The 25,092-nt window shown below is 61.1% G+C and carries 12 protein-coding genes; 9 read left to right on the top strand and 3 right to left on the bottom strand.

Annotated features, from left to right (window positions below; genetic code table 11):
- Positions 1–96: 96 nt before the first annotated feature.
- Complete coding sequence (locus tag PMN64_RS00430) at positions 97–1,068, bottom strand: WYL domain-containing protein (protein ID WP_411779199.1); 972 nt, start codon at positions 1,066–1,068, stop codon at positions 97–99.
- A gap of 158 nt (positions 1,069–1,226) precedes the next feature.
- Between PMN64_RS00430 and PMN64_RS00425 the strand changes: the two genes are divergently transcribed.
- The 9 genes from PMN64_RS00425 to PMN64_RS00385 all read left to right on the top strand — a co-directional run bounded on the left by PMN64_RS00425 (position 1,227) and on the right by PMN64_RS00385 (position 15,983).
- Entirely contained in the window at positions 1,227–1,370 is a 144-nt protein-coding gene (locus tag PMN64_RS00425; protein WP_411779198.1) for a hypothetical protein, read from the top strand.
- A gap of 15 nt (positions 1,371–1,385) precedes the next feature.
- Positions 1,386–4,040: a PD-(D/E)XK nuclease family protein gene (locus tag PMN64_RS00420; RefSeq protein ID WP_411779197.1), complete on the top strand. Its 2,655-nt coding sequence runs from the start codon at positions 1,386–1,388 to the stop codon at positions 4,038–4,040.
- The gene (locus tag PMN64_RS00415; RefSeq protein WP_411779196.1) at positions 4,037–7,429 is read left to right on the top strand and encodes a UvrD-helicase domain-containing protein; all 3,393 of its coding nucleotides are present in this window, start codon (positions 4,037–4,039) and stop codon (positions 7,427–7,429) included. The genes PMN64_RS00420 and PMN64_RS00415 overlap by 4 nt, the downstream gene beginning before the upstream one ends.
- Before the next feature lie 330 nt (positions 7,430–7,759).
- A complete protein-coding gene (locus tag PMN64_RS00410) occupies positions 7,760–9,193 on the top strand; it encodes a Wadjet anti-phage system protein JetA family protein (RefSeq protein WP_411779195.1) in 1,434 nt (477 codons plus the stop codon).
- Position 9,194: 1 nt separating this feature from the next.
- The gene (locus tag PMN64_RS00405; RefSeq protein ID WP_411779194.1) at positions 9,195–9,899 is read left to right on the top strand and encodes a hypothetical protein; all 705 of its coding nucleotides are present in this window, start codon (positions 9,195–9,197) and stop codon (positions 9,897–9,899) included.
- Entirely contained in the window at positions 9,896–13,510 is a 3,615-nt protein-coding gene (locus tag PMN64_RS00400; protein WP_411779193.1) for an SbcC/MukB-like Walker B domain-containing protein, read from the top strand. Before PMN64_RS00405 ends, PMN64_RS00400 begins: the two co-directional genes overlap by 4 nt.
- A complete protein-coding gene (locus PMN64_RS00395; RefSeq protein WP_411779192.1) occupies positions 13,507–14,673 on the top strand; it encodes a Wadjet anti-phage system protein JetD domain-containing protein in 1,167 nt (388 codons plus the stop codon). Before PMN64_RS00400 ends, PMN64_RS00395 begins: the two co-directional genes overlap by 4 nt.
- A 475-nt stretch (positions 14,674–15,148) precedes the next feature.
- A complete protein-coding gene (locus tag PMN64_RS00390; RefSeq protein WP_411779191.1) occupies positions 15,149–15,367 on the top strand; it encodes a hypothetical protein in 219 nt (72 codons plus the stop codon).
- A 160-nt stretch (positions 15,368–15,527) separates the two neighbouring features.
- Positions 15,528–15,983: a caspase family protein gene (locus PMN64_RS00385; protein ID WP_411779189.1), complete on the top strand. Its 456-nt coding sequence runs from the start codon at positions 15,528–15,530 to the stop codon at positions 15,981–15,983.
- A gap of 388 nt (positions 15,984–16,371) precedes the next feature.
- Here the strand turns inward: PMN64_RS00385 and PMN64_RS00380 are convergent, their stop codons facing one another.
- Both PMN64_RS00380 and PMN64_RS00375 read right to left on the bottom strand, forming a co-directional pair.
- Positions 16,372–18,489 carry a UvrD-helicase domain-containing protein gene (locus PMN64_RS00380; protein WP_411779187.1) on the bottom strand — a complete coding sequence of 706 codons (2,118 nt, stop codon included), beginning with the start codon at positions 18,487–18,489 and terminating at the stop codon, positions 16,372–16,374.
- A complete protein-coding gene (locus tag PMN64_RS00375) occupies positions 18,489–25,079 on the bottom strand; it encodes a DEAD/DEAH box helicase (protein WP_411779186.1) in 6,591 nt (2,196 codons plus the stop codon). Before PMN64_RS00375 ends, PMN64_RS00380 begins: the two co-directional genes overlap by 1 nt.
- Between the last annotated feature and the right edge of the window lie 13 nt (positions 25,080–25,092).

Below are 25,092 nucleotides of genomic sequence, written 5' to 3'. Positions count from 1 at the left end.
CCCCGACGTGCCGGCACTCCCCGAGCGCTCGCCAGCGATATCATTGCAACCTGGACTTGCCGTCAAGACAAAAGCGAAAACAATAAAGGTGATCAATCACTTCGAGCGGTCGTCGGCCTTAGGAGTCGCGGCGGGTCTTGGAGATTCAAGCGCCCCCGCAATTCTTGGCGCCCTGTCGATTTGATCAAGCTCGATCTCGGCGCGCTTCAGCGCCTGCGCGGTCTCCACGGCATTCAGCGCGACGATATGTTGGCTGCGGGGATCCAACTGACTTGCGTCTCCTAAAAGTCCGAGCCGCTTTAGGACGTAGAACAGCATTGCATAGCGTACCGTTAGAACGACGCGCTCGTCGGTCATCCCGTAATCCTTCGCCACCACAGCACGCTGCCCGGGCGGAAGACGAGGATGAGGACCGATTTCAATGTCGAACGTTCTCTGCCACAACACATCCTGGTCGCCGCCGAGGCCTGGCGCTCCCATGTCACCCGCCTGGAGAATGCGCGGCAGCAAGAAATCCTTGAACTTGTGGTCGAGATGACAATAGGCGCGAGCGTGCCAGCGAAAGCCGTCATAGCCAAATGCATGAGGCGTCATTCGACGCCACATGGGATCGGCGCGCTCTCGATTCATCGACTGATAAAGGATCTCGATAGAGCGGTGCTCGCGAATGCCGCCGATGATTGCCCTTAGCACGGTCGGATCGACCGATCGCCGCGGTGTTAGAGCGATATCCATCTGGGGCGGTTTAGCGATCCAAGATTCGTCAGGGTCTGTAAGCCCTTCGGCGATAGCCCGCATGCGTGAAAGATAAGCGTCGGGATCGGGCTTTAGGAAGATCGGCGAGAAGCGCGCGCTCGCCACATAGCGTTTGGCGCTCTTGTCGTAAATCGCATTCTGCGGCGCGCGCTCCTGGTAGAGCGTCAGATCCTTCGACGCCTGCGGGACTGACACATCGAACATCTCGATGATGTCCGAGCGATTTACTCCACCCTCCCAGAACAGCCGAAACTCGATGAATTCGAGCCGGCGCTCTACCCCCCAATTTAGTCCCGCAGCGCCCTCTCTCATCAGCCACTCCTATCGATGCCGGTACGGCATAAGAAGTATATGGACAGCCAAAGTCGATATGAATAAAAAATATATGGACATTTAAAATAGATGGGTATATAAACTATTCTATTAAGATAAGACCACCCGATCAAACCCAAAAAACACGAGGAAATACAATGGCAAAGCGCCCTTCCAGCAATGAAGTCACCGGCAAAAAAGCAGCAAGCGCTGCCTCCAAGATTCTCCGGGATCCAAAGAGCAGCAAGGCGGCAAAGACCGCGGCGGCCTCGGCCCTCACCCAACGTCCGAACAAAAAGTAGCCGCGGGAGGGGGCCATGTCCGTCGCGCGTCGTTCGACACTGGTCGTGCATGGCCGCTTGGCTACGCGTGAAAACCGGCTGGCCGCCGCCCGAGAGCATCATCACGGCGTCCAGATCATGACGTTCGAGCAAGCCGCGGCCCGACTCGCCGGCGGCTTCGCCAAACCGATCGACGACGAAAGCTTGCGTGCGGCGATTCAGACGGTTCTCCCAATCACGCCGATAGGTGAACTGGAGAGCATCAAGATGCTGCCGGGCATGGTCCGCGCGGCCGCTGACACGCTACGCAAGGCTTGGCGCGCCGGCATCGATCTCGCCGCTCGGGCGGCAGATCACCCCCGCCTCGACGCGATTGCCCGACTGGAGGCTGCCGTTCTTGCTCAGCTTCCGAACGGGATGATGCGGCCGGTCGATATCGTCGCCGCGGCCAACAGCCGCATCGCCCACGCGCCGGCCGTTCTCGGCGCGATCGAGATAATCGGCCTGACCGAACTGTCTCCGTGCTGGCGTCCCCTGCTGAAGGCACTCGCCGCGCGCATTCCGGTCCAGTGGACGGCGGGTCCCCGCTCTGTCCCATCATGGCTGGACGATTGCCGCGTCCTTATCGTGCAACGCGAGGCCGAAGCGCCGACGGTAGGGTCGGTAAGTGCCGCGACTAAGTATCACGAGGCCATCGAGGCCATGCGCTGGACGCGCGCGTTGCTCGCGTCAGGCGTCTCACCCTCCGATATCGCCATCGCCACGCCCTCGCCGGCGGACTACGACGACCATTTCCTGGCGCTGCGAGCCGATGCCAATATCAACCTGCACTTCGTTCACGGCGTGCGGACCACAACGACGCGGGAAGGACAGGCGGCCGCAGCGCTGGCGGACATCGTTGTCCGCGGACTCTCGCAGTCGCGACTACGCCGCCTTGCCGCATTGTGCCGCGACTCCGCGCGCTTGGCTTCGCTCCCCGAAGGCTGGATGCGGCTTCTGCCCAGCGATGCGCCATTGTCCACATCGACAGCTTGGACCCGCCTGCTGACGCGCCTCAAGCCGGACGATTGGCCCGATGGTATGGACCATGCCCCGACGCTGCGCACTGCAGTCGATCTGCTGGCCAAAGGGCCAGACGCTGCGCAAGAGATCGGCGAGGCTTTCCTCAAGGGCCGTGCCTTGTCGATCTGGCACAAAGCGCTGGTTGCCGGCCCTGCCGCTTCGATCGATGTCACGCTTGAATCGCTAAAACAGGACGACGGGCTGGAAGCCTGCGTGTCGGTCGCCTGGATGCCGGCCAGTGCCCTTGCTGCATCGCCTCGCCGTTTTGTCAGGCTGATCGGCCTGAACTCCTCGCGCTGGCCGCGCGGCGTCGCGGAAGATCGACTCATCCCTGATCACGTCATTTCAACAGCCGAGCTCGACCCGCTCCCCGTCGGCCTCGCCGACCGTCGTGACTTCGAAACGATCCTCGCGACCACCTCTGACCAAGTGGTCCTTTCGCGCGCCCGACGCGACAGCGACGGACGTTTGCTCGGCCGCAGCCCCTTGCTCGCTGCCTATGGCGGCGAAACCTACTTGCGCCGTAACGCAGTGCCGCCGCATGCCTTCGGCGAAGCCGACCGGCTCATGGCCCGACCTCGCGAATTCGCCGCCGATCCCCAAGCGATCGGCGCGCGCGCCTGTTGGAGTGATTGGCGTCTGGCTGAAGTCACGCGCCATGACGGCCTGGTGCGGTCTGACCATCCGCTCATTGTTGCTATCCTTGCCCGAACCCAGTCGGCCAGCTCCCTCAAGATGTTGCTGCGCAGTCCGCTCGGTTTTGTCTGGCGCTATGCCTTCGGATGGAAGGCCCCGCAAAGCAGCGCCGAGCCACTCATGCTCGCTCCGCTCGCGGCGGGCGACCTCATCCATCTGGTCTTGGATCGCGTTCTGCGAAATCTCGAAGCGGCCGGAGGTCTAGCAGTAGCCGATTCGTCTGCAATCGAAGCCGCCGTGGCCGAGGCTTCCGCCGCAGTGGCAGCCGAGTGGGAAAGCGAACGCCCTATTCCGCCCGATGTCATCTGGGACCGGACGCTCGGCGAGGCACGCAGTCTGGCTGGTCAGGCGCTCGCCTACGGCGACGATCATCTGCCGGGCAGCCGCTCCTATGGCGAAGTGCCGTTCGGAGGGTCCGAACCCAAATCGACGGCGGAACTTCCGTGGGATGCACGCTTGCCTGTGACGATCCCGAATACGGGCTTTCGGATCGCGGGCTATATCGACCGGCTCGACGTCGCCGGTGATGGAAGCCGCGCACTCGTACGCGATTACAAGACCGGCAAACCACCGAAGGGCGAGATTCGTCTGAACGGCGGTCGCGAGCTCCAGCGGTGCCTTTATGCCTTCGCGGTCAAGGCGCTCTTGGGCGACCATGTCGAGATCAGCGCGTCGTTGCTCTATCCGCGCGAGCCGCTCGATCTTCAACTTGACGATCCCGAAGCCGTGCTTGCGGACATCACGGGCCATCTCCTGGCCGCGCGCACCGCAGTTGCGAGCGGCGCGGCATTGCCCGGTCCGGATACAGGCGGCGACTATGACGATCTCGCCTTCGCCCTGCCGGCCAATGCTGGCGCCACTTACTGCAAACGCAAGCGATCTGCCGCGACCGAACGGCTCGGTGATCTCGCTCAGGTCTGGGAGGCTGAATGATGAGCTGCGTGAAGATCCTCAAGGATGACGGGGCCCGACATGACGCGATCAGCCGTCATGACCGCTCCATCCTCGTCGAGGCCGGCGCGGGATCTGGCAAGACCGCGCTCATGGCCGGCCGCATCGCCGTCATGCTGGCGCAGGGCGTCGCACCTCGGGCCATCGCCGCGGTCACTTTCACGGAACTGGCGGCAAGCGAACTCCTCGCGCGCGTCCGGGATTCCGTCGCCGATCTCGCCGCTGGCCACATCGCCCCCGAGCTCACTGTCGGGCTGCCCGACGGCCTGTCGCAGGCGCAGCGGGACAATCTGATCGCGGCGACCGCCGCGATCGACGAGATCACATGTTCGACCATCCATGGTTTCTGCCAGCGCCTCATCAAGCCCTATCCGGCTGAGGCGGATATCGATCCGGGGGCTGCCGTCATGGATCGGAATCAGGCCGATCTCGCATTTATCGAAATTGTCGATAACTGGCTGCGCGAGCGCCTGTCCGGCGACCATGGCGGCATTTTGGCCGAGATGGTGCTGCACAGTCCCGGCGAAACCGTGGCGCTGATGCACAAGATCGCCGAAGCGTTGCGCCGGCGCAGGAGCCTCACGGCGCCTGCGGCGATGCCGCTGGCCGCTCATCTGCGGGCCTTCCGGGAGGCGGCAGACGATCTCTCCGCCTTCATGCAGTCTAACGGCGTCAGCGAGCCGGAGACGGAGGTCTACGCGGAACGCTTTTCCGAAATGGCGGTGGCTCTCCCGACCCTAGCGGAGGTCGCTGCGCCCACCGGCCTGGTCGGGCTGCTGGTCTCGCGACCGCATCCTGACCTCTGCACCAAGGCTGGCGCCTTTTCCTCCTATCGCAAGAAGGGCAAATGGGTGGCCGCGGCCAAGCAGGCGGGTCTTTCCAAGGCGGACGGCGACCGGCTGAACGATGCTGCCCAAGCATTCTTCGGGACTTGCTGTTCAGCCTGGGACGCCCTTCTTCAGGCAGCCTCCGGTCAGGTTCTCGCTGCGCTGATCGGCGAAGCGCAACCGATCCTTCAGCGTTATCACGAGCACAAGCGCGCCAGCGCCCAGCTCGATTTCGACGATCTTATCTATGCCGCCCGCGATCTGCTGCGCAACCATGAGTCGGTGCGGCTCGCGCTCGGACAGCGGTACACAAAGGTCCTCGTCGACGAGTTTCAGGATACCGATCCGCTCCAGGCGGAAATCTTCTGGCGCCTGTGCGGTGACCCCGGGGACAATCCGCAGGATTGGATCCGCTTCAGGATTCGGCCTGGCGCGCTTTTCCTCGTGGGCGATCCCAAGCAGGCGATTTATCGCTTTCGCGGCGCGGACGTCGGAGCCTATGTCCAGGCGCGTACCGCCTTCGCGGATCGCTACGCGGACGGCGTCGTGTCGATCTCGACCAATTTCCGCTCCTGCGCCTCGATCCTCACGTTCGTCAACGAGCGCTTCGAGGCGATCCTGTCAGCGGATGGTCAGCCCGGCTTCACCGCGCTCGACCCCTTCCATGACGATCGAGGCGATGGCGTCTGCGTCGCCGCACTCGACATCGCCGTCGGCGACGAGAACGGCAAGGCCAACGCCGAGCGGCAACGTGACGCCGAAGCCGATGCCGTGGCGGATCTGTGTGCCCGATTGATCGGCAGCCATCCCGTTCTGGATCGCAAAGCCGGCACGGAACGTCCTTGTCAGCCCGGCGACATCGCCCTTCTTGCGCCGACCGGCGCGGATCTGTGGCGCTATGAGGAAGCCCTCGAACGGCGCGGCATTCCGGTGGCAACCCAGGCCGGCAAGGGTCTGTTCCGCCGGCAGGAGGTGCAGGACCTCATCGCGCTGACGCGCGTGCTGGCCGATCGCCGCGACACCTTGGCGCTTGGCGCACTGCTGCGCGGCCCGCTGGTCGGGCTCAGCGAGGAGGAATTGTTGGACGTCGTCTGGGCGCTTCCGCGGTCCGAGGACGAACCTGACCGCATTCCCCGCCTCGACCTTGGGATCGATCCGGCGACGATCGCTCATCCGTTGGCGCGCGATGTGGTCGAAAAGCTGCAGGCGCTCTATCGACGCGCCAACAGCACGACGCCGCACGAGCTGCTTTCGCAAGCCGTGGATGTCCTGCGACTGCGACCCATTCTGCTCGACCGTCATCGCGGTCAGGCCGAGCGCGCGCTCGCCAATGTCGACCTCTATCTCAGTCTCTCGACCAGCTACGCCGTGCGTGGCCTGCGGGCCTTTTCCGAGGCCATGACGGCGGCCTGGACCGATGAGGCCCGCGCGGTCGAAGGTCGACCCGACGCGCAGGAAGAAGCCGTTGCGCTTTTCACCATGCACGCCGCCAAGGGCCTCGAATGGGCGGTGGTCGTTCCCATCAATACTATGACCGGAGTGATGGCGCCCGACAGCGCGGTGATCGATCGCCAGACCGACACCTTCTATTGCCCAGTCCTCGGCGTCGTGCCCTCGGGTTACGACGTTGCGCGCCAGGCAGAGAAGGATGAACTGGATCGCGAACGCGTCCGCCTCTGGTATGTCGCGGCAACGCGCGCCCGGGAATTGATGGTTCTGCCGCGGCTCGACGTCACGCCCTCTAAGTCTGCCTGGATCGATCTGGTCGACCTGTCGCTTGCTGCGCTTCCCGCCCTCGATGCGTCGCACTTGCCGCTCGATCCGATCGTCGCTTTGGGTAGCGCCAGTAACAATCAGACGCGCGATAGTTTCGCCGCTGAGGCCAAGGCGATCGTTGACCGGCAGGTGCGATTGACCTGGCTCGCACCGAGCCGCGACGAGAATGCAACCGGCACGGTATTGCCGCAGAAGGAAGCCGACATCTGGACTAGCTCGGATGATGGCCCGTCCGCTGAGCTCGACGCTCCCGCTTCCGTGCAAGGTGGCCGCGAGCGCGGCCTCATCCTGCATAAGTTGATGGAAGAGATCCTGACCGGCGAGACCGATGAGAGTTTTTCGGCACTCGCCACGCGGGCTGAGGAGCTCATCCGGGCCATTGGCAAGATCCCCGCAGTTGATCCGGCTGCCGGACCCGCTCCGGAAGAACTAGCGGGCTGTGTCGCACGGACGCTTGCGCTCCCTCAGATCGCCGCCCTCCGGCCCACACTGCTTGCTGAGTTTCCGGTCTATGCCATCCGGGGCGAAGACACCGACCTTGTCGCAACAGCGGGCATCGCGGATGCCCTAACGGTCAGCGACGGTCGCCCCGCCGTCATCGTCGATTGGAAAAGCGACGTGAACCCCGATCATCAGTCGATCGAGCACTACCGCTCGCAGGTTCGCACGTATCTTGACGTGACCGGCGCCGACCGTGGCCTGATCGTGCTGATGTCCAGCGGCACGGTCATCACCGTCATGCCCTCGACGAGAATGATGGCAGCTTGAGCGAGGTGATCCGATGTTATTAGGCAAGTACCTACGGCTGCTTACAGAACCGCCTGTCCAACGACGACGTCCGCGGGTCGCGCAAATCGGAGTTTCCTACCGACGGCCTGGACTTTCCGAGACGATCCACGCGTCATTGGTTTCCATTTATTGCGCTGCAAAATCTCGCCTCCGATCGAGCGACGAGCGAGGCTGGTCAATTTGCGAAAGCTCATTCTGGGCCCGGCTTTTCTTCGCCTTTTGGATAGCTATTCCCTACCTAGTCTCGGCTGAGGATGGCGAATATGATTGCACCTTGGCGTTGTATCGCTTGTGAGTTGAGTGATTTTCATGCAAGACCATTTCCTGTCCAAGGCGCGCGTAGACATCTTTCGGCCGTTCACCGGAAGACACCGCGCCATCTTTTTCGAGATAGTTACCGAGATCTACGAACGCACTCTCGGCGTGAATGCCGACTACGAAATCGTGCTTGACCGACCCGCGTTGACAGAAATCATCGTGGACGCGTTGGACAAGAACCGATCTCTCATCTTTTCTGGCGAAGAAGGCGACGAAGAGCTGGACGAGGCCGGCGACGATCGCGACTACGCCGACAAGGTACGCAAGCGCTTAAAGCGCTTTGGTATGATCGAAGAATACAACGATTCCGCCTATCTCAAGGTGCTTTGGCGCTTCACGCCGGAGGGCAAGCGGATCGCCAAAATGTTCGCGGACACGCGCCGGAAGACATCCGTGGCGCGCCAGCGCAGCGTGCGGGCCTGCAAGGGAGCGCTGAAGGCCTTCTCTGACGAAGGGAACCACGAGTATCTCGTCGACGCCTACGAATACGCATCGACCATCTTTGATGACGTCTGCCAGGTCTCCGACCTCTTCACCGAACACCAACGTCGCATCATGGGGCACACCTTTTCGACTTCGAAGGAGGCCTTGGATGGATACATGCGGGGGGTGAACGATTTCGACAAGCGTGCTTCGCGCTACTTCGACAGCGACAACATCTACAATCATGCGTCCGATATCGTGGACCTGACCGAAAGCATTGCCACGATGAACCCTGCCGTGCTCGCAGCAGCCGACCGCAAGATGGCAGAAGAGAATCCCGCGCTGGAGGAGGAAGCCAACGGCGAGCGTCTCCACGTCTGGATGCTCGCGAGGATACGCAGGGTCGTGGAGTCGACTCGGGATATCAAGCATGAGGAGCTGCATCGGGTCGTAGGCGAGTTCTCGACAAACTATGCGATCCTGATCGGCAGGCTGATCAAGCTGAGCGCAGTCGGTAACGACGACCCTCTGATTAGATTCGCCAGCATGTTCGCATCGGCCGGCGACGAGGAGCGCGACGACATCTGCAGGGAAATGCTGGGCCGTCTTTTTCCGCTACGCGCGGATCTTATCGATCCTGCGGACTTGAAGATTGCAGAACGCGCCGAACGCGTGCGGACTCCAACCACGATCGTTCGCAAGCAGCGCTCGCGGGAAGAGATGCTGCAGGCAGCCATCCGAAACGCCTTGACGGCGGCCTTCGCCGTTCCGGCAAAGGAGGTGGTCGGACGAGTAAATGGGGCTGTCGCGGCTAACGGCGGATCGGCGTCGGTGACGCAACTACCCGTCGGAGACGCCCGCGAGCTTTTAGCGGCGATGTCCGCCATCGAAATCATCCGCAGTCTCGGCGCGGAAACAGGGCTGACGGTCTCCGCCGGAGAGGAATACTGTTCCAACGGCGTCTTCCGCGCGCTCGATCACAAGATCTCGCAAAGGGCCTGACATGAAGTTGATCCAAGACCGGCTCAAAGCCAAGAACGTCAGATTGGAAGAGTTTCAAGCGGTCAACGCACTCCTCATCAGCAGGGGTTTTCTTTCTCGCGAGGACGGCGTGCGTCACCGGGCACTCTACATGGTCGCGCAAAGGTGCCAGGACGAAATTCAGGATGTGCTGGCGTTTGTATATGGCGCATCGCTATTTCACGATCCCGGAACATCCCATTTCCGCCTGCAGCCGTTCGGCGCGCGCGACATCGGCCTGCCCGAGGTCGGCGAGGAGATGGAAATCCGCCGCGAACTGAAGGGACCCGTGCACAAGGATTTCACGGCCGCGTTGCTGACCCTGAAGCTGCTCTACGACGAGCTAATCATCGAACGCCGGATGGGTCCCGGCGGACGCGTCGCCGTCAGAGTGACGGAGTTCGTCACTGCCATGAAAGTCAATTTCAAGGTCGATCTGCCGACCGCCGATTTCCATCGCAAGGCGATCTTTATGAAGCTGAAGAAGCACGGTGTCGCCGAATTCAACATCGACGAACTTAAAGACGAAGACGCCGTTATCAGCATCCGGCCGGAGATCGGATCGCTCGTGTACGACAGCGCTGTGGCCGCGGCGGTCGCCTCAATTCGGGATTCCAACCGCAATTCGAATGATAAGACCGATTCTTCAGCCGATACAGTCGACTTGGAAGTGGATTCCGCCGGATGATCATACAGCATGTGACGACTGTTAATTGGGGCCAGCTCCCGATCGGCGACGTGCGACTTGCCGAAGTCGTGCTTCTCGCCGGCGAAACCGGGGCGGGAAAATCCTCGTTCATCGACGCGGTCATCGGGGTGATGACGGGCAATGAATTGCGGTTCGCCAAGTACAACTCGGCTCAAAGCGAGGCCACTTCGAGCAGAAAGACGAAGCGGACGGTGGCGTCCTACGTGCTCGGCGCCGACGACAGCGCGGAACCACACCGTCAGCACGGCGCGCACGGTTATGCCGGCATCTATTTCGAACCAGACAAAAGGGACGACGGGGCTGGCCAACCATTCACCGCGATAGTCGGAGCGGAGGCTCGGCTCGAGAGGCTGGCGAATCAACCAGTCTTCAAGTCCTTGGAAGACGTCCGGATCATTGTTTTCGGCAACAAGGTCGGCGCAGCGGATCTCGTGACGATGGTCGACGGAACCGAAGAGGTCATTCCCGTCCAAGAGCTTCTCGTCACCCTGCGCAAGAAATTCGGCAAGGATTCGGTACGCGACTACAGCACGAAGACCGAGTACGTTTGTCGCCTTTACGCGGCGCTAAAGGGACAACCCTCGCCCGTGGATCGGCGTGAGGCGGAAGGCTGCATGCGCGCTTTCGTGAACTCGATCGCCTACCGGCAGCCCGATGACATCGATGCGCTGATCCGCGAGGACATCCTGGAGCCCGATGACAACGCCAGGATGATCGAGACTCTCAAGACGACGATCACCGACGTCTCGAACCTGCGACAGCAGGCCGAGCGGATGGAAAACAACGTCAGGCTTCTGGAGGAGGCTGAGGGATTTCTCAACGAAGGGGCGAAGCACTTCATCGAGGAATGGATGTTTGCCGCCTTGGAGGCCGCCAAGCTGCTGCAGGACGCTGTCGCCCGCCGCGACCAGTCTCTCGAAGCGAAGGCAAAAGCGACCGCCACCCTCGGCGACATTAACGAGGAGATCCTCAAATGCGACGCGCAGGCGGCAGTCGAAAATGAAGCATGGGAGCGACTCAGGGCTCGCATCAACGACAGCGACGTAAATCGCGTCCGGCAGGTTATCCAGGACCGGATCGAGCGGAGCGGCGACGCTATCCGAAGCTTCGAGCAGAGGCTGCGGAGCGCTACTCTCACGTTGAGCGCCGCACGCAACGTGATCAGGCAGTCGGTAGCAGCTTGCTCGGGTGTCGACGACTTGGGCGACGCAGCGATGCGATTGTCCGCTATCGGGCAGAAGATCGACGACATTCGCCTGCCCGAAATCGAAGGTTTCTTCCGCGCCGTAAAGGACGGATTCGACGGCGGAGCGGCGGTTAGACTGCAGGAGGCCATCGTCGCGATCGACACTGCCATCGGCTCCGGCTGGACTGCAGAGATCGACTCAATTGCCGAGCCTTTCCATTTCGCCCACGACAGGTTGCGCCAGGATCTGGATCTCTTGAGAGCGAAGCGCAGCGACAGCGAGACGAAGCGAAAGGCTCTGGCATCCGGGCGAACGAGCTATCCGCGCGGCGTGCCGGAATTCGTCGCACATCTGGCGCAAATTCTGCCCGAGGCGAAGCCGCGAATTCTCTGCGACGTGGTCGAGATGAAGGATCCGTCATGGCAGAATGCGGTGGAAGGATTCATCGGAGGAGATCGGTTCGCTATCCTCTATGAGCCCGACTACGAAGCGAGAGTCATCGCGCTACTCCGTTCCTACCGCGATGCAGGCGGCGACCGTCCGTCGGTCGCCCAGATTGGGCGAGCCCTCAGGGACGCGGGTACGCCCGCTCCCGACTCGCTGGTCGGCAAGATCAAGACCAGTGACCGCGTCGCTCTCGGTTACCTGACGGCGCGCTATGGCCGAAGCGTTTGCGTGGCGACTGAAGAAGCTTTGAAGGATGTCCGCAGCGGATTGATGCAGGATGGCGTCTCGGTGGCGGGCTACAATTACCGGAACAGGTCGGAGCCCGACGACCGGCTGGTATTCGGACTCGAAGTCCGCCGTCGGCAGGCCGAAAGTCTCGTCGCGGCGATCGAGCAAATGAACAAGGAGATCGCAGAAAGATCGACCCGCGAACAGAACGTCAGGAATGCCATCACCTTGATGGGGCGCGCGAAGCAAGCCGAGCTCGACGACTTGGACGTCGGCTCGTTTCAGGCTGCCGGCAAGGAACTGAACGCCGCGAAACTGGAACTGGAGAGCCTCGACGTATCGAGCATCGCGGATCTCGAACGGCAGGCCGCCGACGCCAAGGCCAAGGTCACCAAACTGACCGAGCGCAAGAACGAATTGCTTCCCATAGTCGGCGAACTCAACCGTGACATCCGGATCGCCGATGTGAAGGCTAACGACGAGACCGTTCAGATCGGCAAATTGACACCCGACGCGGAGCGTGCCGAAAAGAACTGGCGAATAGCGCTCTCAAGCGTCCTGCAGAAGCAATTGCCGTTCGAGTCCCTCTACCATCAGGAGATCGAGTCCGGACGGCCGGTCAAGTCCTTCCACGACCGCAACGTCGAACGGCGTTCGTGGGCACAGGACGCCAAGAACGGCGCCGAGAATGTGCTTCGCGAGTACAATCGCGACGCGCTCGAATACCAGAAGATCGCCGTTCACACTCTGCAGTATCCTTTGCCATCGCCCGAGCTCATGACGGAGTGGCTTCGTTCGCAGTTCGAACAAGTGGCCGATCAGATACGCCGACAGCGCGATACAGGCCTGGTCGAACAGCGCGAAAAGTTGGTGATGGCCGAAGTGCAATTCACCAAGTCGTTCACCTCGAATTTTTGCCTTCGCATTCTGCAGCGGGTTACGGGGCCGGACCGGACGATCGACGTGATCAACAAGAGCTTGGAAGACATAAGCTTCTCCGGCGACAAGATCCTCATGACGCAATCGTTGCGCGAAGAATACAGTCAATATCTCGATCTATTCCGCGCCGTGCGCGAACGCACGGAGGTCGGTCCTGCCGACCTATTCTCGGGAGCCGAGTACGCGCCGGCGGAGAAGGCGACGCTCGAAGCGCTCCGGCTTCTTCTCTTGTCAAATGACGTCGAGCATTCGATGCGCGAGCTCAACCGGATTGCCGACTACCGCAATTACAAAAAGTATGACTTCGAGAAATCTTCAAAAGGAGGCGATCCGCGCGGCCTATCGACTTGGGGAACGGGATCGGGCGGCGAAGCCGAGACGCCATTCTACATTATCCGCGCCGCCGTCTTCGCCGCGAGTTTTAGACTGTTCTCGAAGCAAAAGATCTCGCATTTCCGAACCCTTTTCCTGGACGAAGTCTTCAAGAACATGGACGAGACCAGGACTCGACGCGTCATCGACTTTCTGACCAAGGAGATGGGCTTTCAACTCGTGTGCGCCGCGCCGACCAAATCGATGGCTGCCCTGATGGACGTTTTCAATCGGCGCATCAGTTTCTCGAAGACGCCAGCGGCAGGATCGCCGACCTGGATCGACGAAGTGGACCTCGAGCAGCAGCAGATCGCGGAAATCTACGAAAAGCATCGACGCAACACGGTCGCAGACGCGCAGACGAAGTTCGAGCTCGCGAATCCATTCAAGACAGATATCGGCGAAGCGGCGGAATGACCCCCGAGACCGCCCTTGGCGATCCACTCGCGAAGCGCCTTCTCGGCCGAGCTCTTGATCGGCTGGATAGGTCGCGGCCGGAAGAGAGAACGAATGCCGTCAGGATCCCGATCGACCCGGAAACGGCACCGGAGATATTCGGGGCGGAAACCAGCGCCGACCGCGAGGTCGCATGGCACGTACTCGACGTGCTCGCCGACGCTGGCATTGGTAACATCGTTTATCGCCGGGCGGCACGTCACGGTTCGCGCGAAGAGCGCCTGCCTGTATTCGAAATCTCGACTGTTCCGGCCAACGAGGACCGCCTTCGCACCTTCTACACTCGCCCGCGGCTAGGCCCGAAATACTTGGAGGAATGGCGCTCACTGGTCCGATCGAGCGATCTCGATAGCGACATTAAGGCGGCTATCCTGGATCTTCCGGTCGCCATCCCGGGAAGGTCCGCCACCGAGGTCTTCCATCGTCTTATCTCGATCCGCTCTCTTTACGAAGCTCGGGAAACTCTTCATTTGCGCGAGGTGGCCAGTAGGACGTTCTGGGGGCTCTCGAAGGTACTTGATAACAGGTCGGACCTGATAGCGGCCTTACTTGGATTGCCGGAGTGTCCCTATCCCGCTCAACCGATCCATCTGAATATCTATTTTGCGGGAGCTTTTTCCTGGGTTCTATTTATTGAGAATAAAACATCGTTCGAGCGCGCCATCCTCGACGCCAGAGAAGCTATCGAGCACGGACGGTCGAGTCGGTATGCCGGCGCCGCCTTGATCTACTCTAGCGGCTTCATGGGGACGGCTGGACGGCTGCGAAGCCCTGCCGGCTCGAGAAAATTCTACTGTCTAGACGCCCTATCGAACGCAAATCAGGTCCAGGTCTTCGACGAAGCTTTTCACAGCAACGTCGACGTCGACGCGGCCTTCTGGGGCGATCTCGACCATGCCGGCATGGCCATTCTTTCGAGCCTGCGGGCGACGTTTCCGTCCGCGCAAGCGTGGCAGCCGGGTTATGCGCCGATGTTGGTTCGCCTTGATGCCGGCGAAGGTCACGTCCCTGCGGAGGCGAGAAAGGCCGGCCAAAAGCCGGTCTTGTCGACCGGCTGTCGTTACGCTGACAGCGTATTGATACCCGCGCTGGCGAAACACGGGCGTTTCATCGATCAAGAATGATCGATTTCGAAGACCTCTCCCACGCGCTACGACGCCCCTGCATTAGCGGGCGAGTCGTCGCCAGGCCGCGAGGACGATCTCTCTGCCGCCGCGCATGCTCGCGCTCGCTGCGGAGAAGAGCAGCGGCGTGCGCCGCCCTCTTATCTCCATCGTGTAGGATCGGCCTGCCCTTCAGCATCTCGGTGCCTTGGTGACCCTCGCCTCCGATGATTGGCTTGCGATTTCGCAAGAAGACATGACAATATTTACGCCTGCCGCATCGGCGCTCTATGCAGCCGCCGCGGACATTGAGGAAGATTCGGCGACGGTTAACCACAGAGCATATTTAACCGTCATGGAAAGGACGTGTTGAAGCAACAGATCGAGCGACGGTTAATCGGGGTATGCTACCGCTTGAAGTGATCAGCGAAAACGGTCGATCCGTCGACCGCGATAGACTGGAAGTTCTTTTATTGTCCACTAAAAGGCGCGCGAAATGGACGAAAATGAAAAGGTAGTATCACCTGGTGTTGTTCGCGTCGCGTTAGGTGAAGCGCTTCCCGCAACGGCTCTTGCTCTGTTATGGGGCCGAGGCGATGAGCCAGACGAGATTGCGGCGCGCTTCCGGATCAGCTTGGCGACGGTTGAAGAAGCCATCCGATTGCACGGTCATCATTATCCGCGGCGCCCGAAGCGCCGTCGTCGCCGCATCTGACGGGAGCGCGCTGATTGCGGATTGCCAGGCAAGAGGCATAGGGTTCGCACCAGTAATCGCGGCTTAAGGTGGTTAGCCGGCTCGTAGATGGCGGCGGAGCTAGATATTTCGGCCAGCCACCTTTCGCGCGCGTTCCGCGCCTCGACGGCTATCATCGGGCTTGAGAGAGCAGCGATGTGAACGAGCCTTCCTAAAGGCTTTCGCGGCGCAAGACCACCAGCAGAGAGGACGGCTTAATGACGCGCAAGATGGTAGCCCGTGTAATCGGAAATGCTGCCTATGCCAGCGGCAGCGCGCTACGCATCCGGTCAAAGAGGCCGAAGATATCTCAGAGAAGCTCGAGTCGTTCGGCTTCGACGTGATCCTTGCGATCGAGGCCTCGAACGCGGACATGGACAAGTCGCTCGGGAGCTTCAAGAAGCGGCTGGACGAGAACGATGTCGACCTTTTATTTTTTGCCGGTCACGGAATGCAGCTGGATGAGCGCTATTACCCGATCGCCATCGACACGGATACATCGAACAAGAACCGAGGCGAAACACAGTTCGATTTCGCTCGACAGGATCATCGACACGATGGACAAGTCAGCAGCGGCGACGAAGATCATCATTCTTGATGCCTGCAGGAATAATACATGGGAGCGTGCGTTCGCGGTCAGGCCAGAGGGTGTTCAACGGCGGCTAATCCAAAGATGCATCAATCGTTCATTTCTACCAACGAATGCCGGGGGCTGGATGCTGTCGGTCGCACCAGACGATCCTGCTCGATCGCGCCCAAAATGCGCCTTGCACCCTTCGAGTGACTGTACAACGTCGGGACGGCATCTCATGCCATGGAATTGCTGCAGCCCGGACGCGGGGATCTGCTCAACATGATCCCCAGCACAGGCCGCGCGCCGGCGCGACCTTCATTACCGTATCGACCAGCGCGAAAAAAGGCAGCTGCTGCCCGCTCGACGGCGGCCCGGCATATCTCCGTACGAGCCGAAGGCGTTGGAGCATCGCTCACGCGCGCTCGTTCGCCGCATTTTTCGAGGCCAGGCCCGGAGCAGTTGAAGCGTCAGCCGTGGAAAGCTCGATGATCAACAGTCGTTGGCGCGCCCGTGTCGCCGCCACGTATCTTTCTAACCTGCTTGGATGATCGTTCGATTGGTCAATGATCATGGCAACGGCTTTGAATTCCAGGCCCTTAATGCGACGGATCGAACCGAGACGTACGCCGGGTTCGGCCTTGCCTGGATCGACGCGCCGCGCTTCGAGCTCAAGGAAGCCGATCCCTTTGGCGGCCAGTGCTGATTTAACCGCATCACGCACTGGCGCGACGCAGATTTCGTGGGATCCAAACCCCTCTTTTTCGATCAGCTCCGACGACCAGTCCGCAATTATGTTGGCTGCTTGCTCGATGCTGGTCGCCCTGCGGGCACTCGGCTCGGGTCCCCTGAAAACCGAGCGGTCGCCCGTCGTGTCGGCCTTGCCACCGTCCAGATCATCAATGTCCATGCCCGCGAGCAGCGACTGCGCCCAAGCTCGAATTTGCGCGCTCGTTCGATAATTGATCTTTAGTCGACGAGACCGACCCACGACGTTGATGCCGGCGCGCGACAGCGGGATCGGAATCTTCCGATTGATCCTCTGGTGTCCATCGCCGACCATAAACAAAGGGTTACTCGCTACCTCACCCCGTGGACACAACGCCGCGATCAGGCGGAGACCTTCGAGGCCGAAGTCTTGCAACTCGTCGACGAGAACGTGGCGATACCTTGGAAGCCCTGCGCTATCGCCCCGAGTGTTCTCGACGATCATACGGGCCTGGTGAATCGTCCCCTCGAAAGTTAGAAGCCCCTTCGTCTGAAGCCGGCGGTTGAAATCCAGAAAGATCGGCCAAAGCTTCCGACGCTGCTGGCGGGAAAGTTTTGGGCGTCCGGTCCTGACGACGGTGAGATACTCCTCTTCGGTGTCGATCCCCATTGCATCGACAACACTCTCGTATTCTTCCTTGACGAACTGCCGATCAAACTCGTCCGCCTCGGAAGCTGGCGGCAGCAACGCGTCCCAAATCTCATCGAGCTCCTGGTCGTCCGCAATCCGTCCACGCCATTCCGACCGCATGCAGATGGTCCGCGCGAGCTGATGCAGATTGGTGACTTCAATGCGCTTGGCTGCCTCCGGCGAAAGCTGCGCAATCAGATGCTCGATCGTTACGGAAAGGTTCGTCGTGAACGTTGTGATGAGAATCTTGTCCTTCGGATCGGTCAGCCGCTTCGCGAGATAGACAGCACGATGCATGAGCGCGACCGTCTTTCCGGTCCCCGCGGCTCCGTTGATCTTGATGGGGCCGGCCGCGTTCCACTCGACGATCTTGCGCTGATACGGATGAAGGAAGACGCGCCACATTTCGATGTCTTCAGCTAGGATAGCGCGCAGTTCCTCTTCCCCTTCGACCAAGACAAGGTTGAAATTCCCGACCTGATTGAGCTTGGAGAAATCGCCGGGGCTCTCGGGACGTGCCGCTCCGGCATTCAGGGTTCCCAGCGTCTCCCTCAGCGCTTCGTCGAGCGACCGCCCGGCTGCGACCCAGAACAAAACCTGCTGCGCTTCTTCAGGCAGATAGGGCGCGACTTCCTCGAAGGCCGCATCAGTGCGAATGGCACGCACCGCAGGAATGAGTGGCCGGGGAACGCCGGCGTGAAACAGGTCGTCGTCCGTCAATTCATCCAATGGATAGCTTCGGCTATCGTTCCCCTGGGCGCCATTCCCGTCCCCGCTGCGCTCAGCTGCCTCCTCGACTTCCGCGACATCGAAGACCTGGAGCATCCCCAGGGAGCCATGGGCTTCGAAGCGCTTGTTGGCACACCATCGGTAAGCCTCGTCGTGGTGATCGACATGCATCAGCAGAAAGGTATCGCCCCGTTCCGGCGCGATGACGATGGCGCGCCAGTCATCGCCGAGCCGAGCGCTTCGTACCTTTGCGTCGAGCGCCTGCTCGATCTTCTCAAGATGGATACTGCGCTGGGTACTGTCCTCCTGGAATTTCCGAATCAGTTCGCTGACCTTCTTCTGCACCTTGGCTGGAAGACGGCCAAAACCGGTCAATACATCACGATGCAACATCAGCGACGCCATCAGACGTTCTCCTCGGCACGAAGCAGTAGGCCCGCCAGCCAACGCGTGCCTTTTCCATGGACTTCGTCAAGCGCAACGACGCGCCAGCCGGCATCCTCCCAATCTTTCCTGAAGTGCATCTGGTCACCGATCAGCAAGCAACTGCGCTGACCGGCCAACGGCCAAGCCATTTCGGCGAAGCAATCATCCGACGCGCCTTCCAGGTAGTGCTCGACTTCGGGCACGGGGACACCGTCGATCGCCATTTTCTTCGCCAAGGCGAGCAGCGAGGGAAGCAGCGCAGCCAAGACTTCGTCCCATGCCTCGGGCACCCCATCTGTGGCGGTGAACTCCAGATCTGGTGCCGAGCCGAGTGCAACCTCGGAAGTCGTGAAGGACCGGGCACTGCCGGAAAACTGCAGCAGGTTGCTGAGCCCGAGCCATCGCCGCCAGCGCTCCACATAGAGTGTCGACGCGCGGTCTACAGCCGTATCGCTGAGCCGCAGCCGGGCAATGACCTTATGTGAACTGCTGGCCAGAACGTCCCCCTGGTTGGCTACCACGAGGAGATCGGCACACTCAGTCAACACAGTTGTGTGCAGCAGATCGCCCATCCAGGTGTCGTCGGTGCCTTTGGGAATGTCCGCGCCAGCGCGCCAACGATCGTGCAGATTGAGCAGATCGGCCGGCGTGGCCCCTCTTGCTCCCTTGTTAGCAAGCACCTGCAGCGGGATGAGGCCCGCTTCGTTGGCGAGTCGCTGCCATCCGGCTGGTTCGGGTGATCGAAGAAAGGCGACGAGCTGAACAAAACCGTTCCCGAGCGCCTCGGCAACCGGAGGGTAAACCAGACCGGTCCTTCCGAGAGCCTGCATCTTCCGTTCGAGGGTCGCATGGATCCTGGGGTGCAACAGGCTTAACGCGGCTTCCGGGCCTTCCAGCAGATCCTGCCATGTGATGCTCCACACCCGGTAGGTGCCACTATCGAGCACGGACCGGCGCTTGACCGCATCGTCGGCCAGACGGCTCGTCGGCTGGCCGGGGTGGGCATGAAATTCGAAACCGTCAGTGAAAACTGCGATGGGATGAACGTCGGCATCGTCAGCGGTCAGCATGAAGTCGGGCTGGCATGCAGTCATGACTCCCTGCGCCTGGGCCAACCTCGGCTGCAGTTGGATCTCCCAGAATCGGGAATCCTTTCCGAAGCGAAATCGGAAGCCGGAGGTGCCCTTCACCAAGGTCTTCTGCCATTCACCATGGCTCTCGGTAACGGCTGCTTCCAAGCGCTCGACAAATCTCTTTTCCAGCACACTGCCGAACAGGGATATGGTATCGAGATCATCCAGCGCCTCGACCACAACTCGCTTTTTGCCGGCCTCAATCATCGCGGCCAGCAGCTTGATGCCGCGTTCGCGGCTGATCTCTTCGGATTGATGTTGCAAGCGGTAGGCGCGAATGCAGCGATAACAGCCGTCGGTGTCATCCTCATCCGGTCCGATGAGGCGGCAAGAGCATGACTGCAGCGCGTTGAGCGCCAGGCCCAGCACGGTCATGATGCCTTGACCCGGGATTTCGCCAGCGTGCTTAGGCTCAAACAGCGATTTTAGGAAGCCCGTTCCTCCTGGTACCGCGTCCATGATGACGAGATAGTGGCGCCTGATATCCTGCTTGTGGTCGGGCAGTGTTTGCGGCTCGATCAGCAGGTGGCCGGGGTTTCCGCTGAAATGCAGACGCAGGCCGAGGAACAGGCAAGCCCGCAGCGTCTGGATATCCTCCGATTCTACATCCGGTGGCAACAACAGTCGGATCGCTTCAGACCTGAGCTGCCGATAGAGATAGACCCGCTGCCACTTATATCCGTTCTGCGTCCGCCCTTCGCGAAACGCTTTGTCGGTGCGCTTGCGCCCGGCGCAGCTGCGGCGATGCTCCACCTTGTCCATGGTGGCATCGCCGTCGGCCACTACACCGCAGTCCTGACACACCGGGAATCCGAGCTCTGGCACCTTCTGTTCGACACCGAATTGAAAACCCTGCGGTGTCTCGGCAAGTCCGGTATTGACTTGGCGCAGGATCATCGAACTGCGGAACTCGAGACCGAAAGGCTCGCCCTCCGTGCCCACGGCTCCCTTGTAACCTCCGGCCGTCTGATCGAAGCTGTAGACTAGCCGATAATAGTGCTGATCGCGCTCATCGGCCCGATCGCCGGACATACTGTCGTAGTATTCCATGTAGGAAATCGCGCCGGATCGAGAGAATTCCAGGAACGTCTTGCGTTGAGCTCGATCTAGTTGCGACTGCTGCTGCTTGTCGTAGCCGCATTGTGGACAGGCCGGTTTGGCTTCCGGTTTCTCCATATCTTCGACCAGCCGCATGTGACCGCACTTCCCGCAAACACCCCATTCCTGCGTCAGTGGCTGCGACTGATTGCCGAGCGAGAGTTGCTGAATCTCGAATTGGTGCCCGTGGGTATAGAAGATGTTCCGAGGTGCCAGCTCCCTGATGGCGACGGCAGCCGCCCGGGTGATGTCGATGGAGATCGTGGCGTCCTCATCGCCCTGATGCTCGTTGTGTATTGCACCTGTCAACCTCACGCCCCGCTCCGGGAAGGCGTAATTCGGCAGCAATCCTCGCTCGGTCAGCACCTCCAATGCCGACGTGCGATTAAGCGTCAAGGTCCGCGCCTTGAGCATACGCAATTCGCGCTCAATCTCGCGGAGCCCGATCTGATCGTCGGCTCCGGCGAGTTCCTTCTTCTGATCGGTCAGACGCCGGCGCGCTGTTTCGATGCTCTTTAGCTGCTCGCCGAACTCGGACGAGGCGCTACGGATCCTCTGATGGAGCCGTACAGTTTCCGCCTCTACCTGAAAGCGTTTGCGCGTATCCGGACGTACCGCTTCGGGACCAAACCGCGCGAGGAACCCATCCTGTAGGGCGGCTTCCTTCATCACCATCCATGTCAGGAGGTCGATGATCGGTCCGCTATCAGCCTGGAGCTGCTCGTTGAGCTGTTTTCCGCTGGAAGGAAGCTCTGAGATGACGCGTTCCTTGACCGCGCTGTCGAAGCAGAATGCCAAATATTGGCGAACTAGCATAGCGCTGGCGTCTAGCCAGCAGCCGGGCGGCTCGATCTTTCCGGCCAGCATCTCCTCCGGCCGGGCGAAGAAGAACAGGTCATGCGGTCGCTGATTGACCACTGAAACGACCAGCGCGGTGCCGGTGCTTCGTCCCGCCCGGCCGATGCGCTGAAGATAGCTCGCGGTGGTCGGTGGAACCGAGCACAGCATCGTGGTCGAGAGGTCGCCGATATCTATGCCCATTTCTAGGGTCGAGGTGGCCGTGATGACATTGGGATCGTCTGCGTGAAGCCCACCATTGAACCGTCGCTCTAGGTCTTCGCGCTCCTCAGTGGTCAGCAGGCCTGTGTGTTCCTGCGCGAACACCCGGCGCAGCGCACCCTTGCGATAGCGTTGCCGGTAATAGATCTGACGATCGGTGAAGGGGGCGTCGCCGTAGCGTCCGCGCGGCGAGCCGTAGACCAAACTGGACGCTCCCATCCATATTTCGGCCTCGCGCGGCGGTCGCAACATAAAGTGACCGCTGTGGTCGCAGACCAGCGGACGCCCATCGGCCTGAAGCCATGCAGCGTTTGGCGAGATTGCAAAGTATTCCCTATCGCCCTCGCGATGTAGCAACTCTAGAAGACCGGCCGCCACTCCTTCGTTCAGGAACGCACGGGTGAGGTCCGCGATTGCAGCATCAGATACACCGTGGAGCCTCAGGCGGCCCCGACCGAGGGCCCGGCGCGCCCAGACGATATTCCACGGATCCTGCGCGCCGGTCCGTGTGACGGTCAGCATGTGGTCGTGTCTGGGGTTACTACCAGTAGCCATCAGCCGCGGTGTGTACCGGCCATGAAGCGGGTAGGTCTCTCGCCCTTCAACAATCTTTTTTCTTGATCTCTTGCCCCACAGTCCTGAACGGACGTATGCGCTGACAAAGGTGTGGGCGAAGCCTCCCCGAGTGCGCTGCCGATGCAGAATGCCGAGGATCCACAGCCGAAGCTGATCGCCATCGACGCCTTCGAAGGAGGTGTCGATGCCGGGCAGTCGCGCCGCGAGGCGGCCCGCGATTGCGTCGATGACGTCGAGATCCCATGCGACGCACGAGCTGCCGTTCAATTCCAGGGTGCGCCCATGGGTGAGCATCAGGCCGAACTCGCTGATCGCTTCCCACGTCAGGCGCTCGGCGATCTCGCTGCGCAGCGGTTCGGGTATGGGCGTCGCCTTGCCGGCATTTTCGCGAAACGCCAGATAGGGACCGTATTCGTGCAGATCTGGCGGCATCAGGGTTGCCAACGCCTCCAATGGCACCCCCGGCCGTCCGGGCGACTGCACCGACCAATAGGCAAGCAGACGGTCGCCGACCTCGTTTAGGGGTACGCCGGACGGCCCGGCATCATCAATGATTCGCTGAAGCGCCGTGCGGAACGTGAAGTGATAGGTGCGTGCGGAAAAGAAGCCCGCGCGGTGGCTGGCATCCTGCACGCTGTCGGTAAAAGCCAAGAGCTTCGGATCGCTGTTGAGAAGCGATCCGAACATTTCGTCGATGGCGACGCTCGAAACCGTCGCCGCGCGACTGCCGATGAACATCAGGCTGTTCCGCATCTCGCAATGCGGGCACCGCACCTGCCCGACTACCCTGCCGTTGTCCTGCCTGCGCGTCTCGCGATTGACCTTGACCCGAAAGGTTCTCGCCTCGGTCACCGGACAATTGCCGGGCCCCTCGCGAACCACCAGACTGTCTGGCGCTAGATACCAATGAGTTGTCGGCAGCGGGAGTTGATCGGGCCCCGACAGCCCTTCGTCATCTGCCTGCCACGGACTCAACACGACAATATTCGGCGATTGCGATGAACCTTCGAACCCCCAGCCCTGATAAATCCGCGCGGCATCGTCGATTAGCTGAAAGCCATTCACGCCCTTTGCGCGGATCTGATTGTCCATGTCCGGATTGGAGAGCCCGACCCAGACCGACTCGCCGCACTCCGAGCAATGGGCGACCGGCAGTATCGGACTGCCGACCCGCTTCTCATCGATCCAGCCGAACTTCGGCACATCCTGGACGTAGCGTCCGAGCCGGCGCAGCTCCCGCACCCAGATCTGGACATGAGTCGGCACCTTCGGAAGCGCCCGCCCGCTGCGTAAATCGCGAGCCTGGGCCACCAGAGCAAAGAACGCGGCAACAACCTGGCTGCGGGCACCATGGTCGCCGGCCGCCCTCAATACGAAGAACCGTGCGGACAGGTCTTCGATCAGCGCGTCCCAGGTCAATACCGGCGCCGCTGTGATCTCAAGCAGTGCCTTGAACAGCTCCTGACGTCGAAGCCAGTCGCCGACAGCGAGCCCCCAGTATTTTTCCGGCGTCGGCCGTTGGATCTCGCGGTCGAGCCAGGGGTTCCCGGCCGAGAGCGGGAATTCGGGCGCCCCCCAAAGAGGCGCGACCCGCTGGGCAAACCCTGCCACGGTCTCGTCGTCTCGCGGCGTACAGTCCGACGCCGACGGAAACGCCTCCGGGGTATTTGGCTCCGGTACGACCATCTCCGCGATGTCGAGACGGTTGTTGTCCTCGTTGATGATCATCCCGGGGGTGAAGGATTCCTCGAACAGGATGCCGGCGAAGTCAGCCAGCCGCTGGAGGGGATCCATCTCCTCCTCTTCGCGTCCGCCGGCAATAGTGGCGCTCGTGCCGACGCAGCAAAGCCCGCCTTCCGGCACATCCAGCCTGGTCTTGATGCGGCGCACTAGACAGGCAACGTCAGCGCCCTGCGCCCCGTCATAGGTGTGCAGCTCGTCGAGCACCAGGAAACGCAAACGGCCGGGCTCATTGTAACGCCAGATACGCTGATCCTTCGGACGCAGCAGCAGATAATCCAGCATCTTGTAGTTGGTTAGCAGGATGTCCGGCGGGTCCTCCTGCATGGCATCGTGGTCGGTGATATGGAAGCACTCATCACCCTCGGCCCGCATCGCCTTGACCGCGGTTGAGACTTCCGCGCCGCTTTCTCCGGCCCCGCTGCGACCAGTATAGAGTCCGATCTTGATCAGTGCTTTGCGATCGTTTCCGGCGCCGACATGCAACTCTGGCCGCGAGAAAACCTCGTCGGTGAATCGTCCGGCCTGATCGGCCGCCAGCGCATTCATGGGGTAGAGGATGATGGCCTTGACGCCCTTCTCACCACGCCTGATTGCGCGCAGGCAATGGTCGAGCAGCGGGAATAGGAAGCACTCGGTCTTGCCCGACCCGGTGCCGGTGGTGACGATCGTGCTTTCCGGATCGCGTCCCTTGGAGGAAAGGCGCTGCCAGGCCTGCCACTGATGGCGAAAGGGATGGAAATCAGGCCGGATATCGAAATGCTCCGCCGGATCGTAGGTTTCATGCGCCGGCCGATACGGCCGCCTCAACTGCACCCACGGCCCTTTGAACAGCCCGTTTTCGGGATCGTTGATGAAGGCGCTAAGCGCGGTCTCCTCTTCGCGGCGGCGGAAATTGAACGTCGCCTCCAGGTAATGCCGGATCTGGCGCTTGACGTCCTGGGCGAGGGTGGCGGGAAGCATGGTGCCGGCCTCT

The sequence above is a fragment of the Bradyrhizobium sp. UFLA01-814 genome (assembly GCF_046718885.1).
Classification (GTDB): Bacteria; Pseudomonadota; Alphaproteobacteria; order Rhizobiales; family Xanthobacteraceae; genus Bradyrhizobium; species Bradyrhizobium elkanii.
The sequence above is the reverse complement of the archived record's forward strand: the minus strand, read 5'-3'. Positions and strand labels throughout refer to the sequence as shown.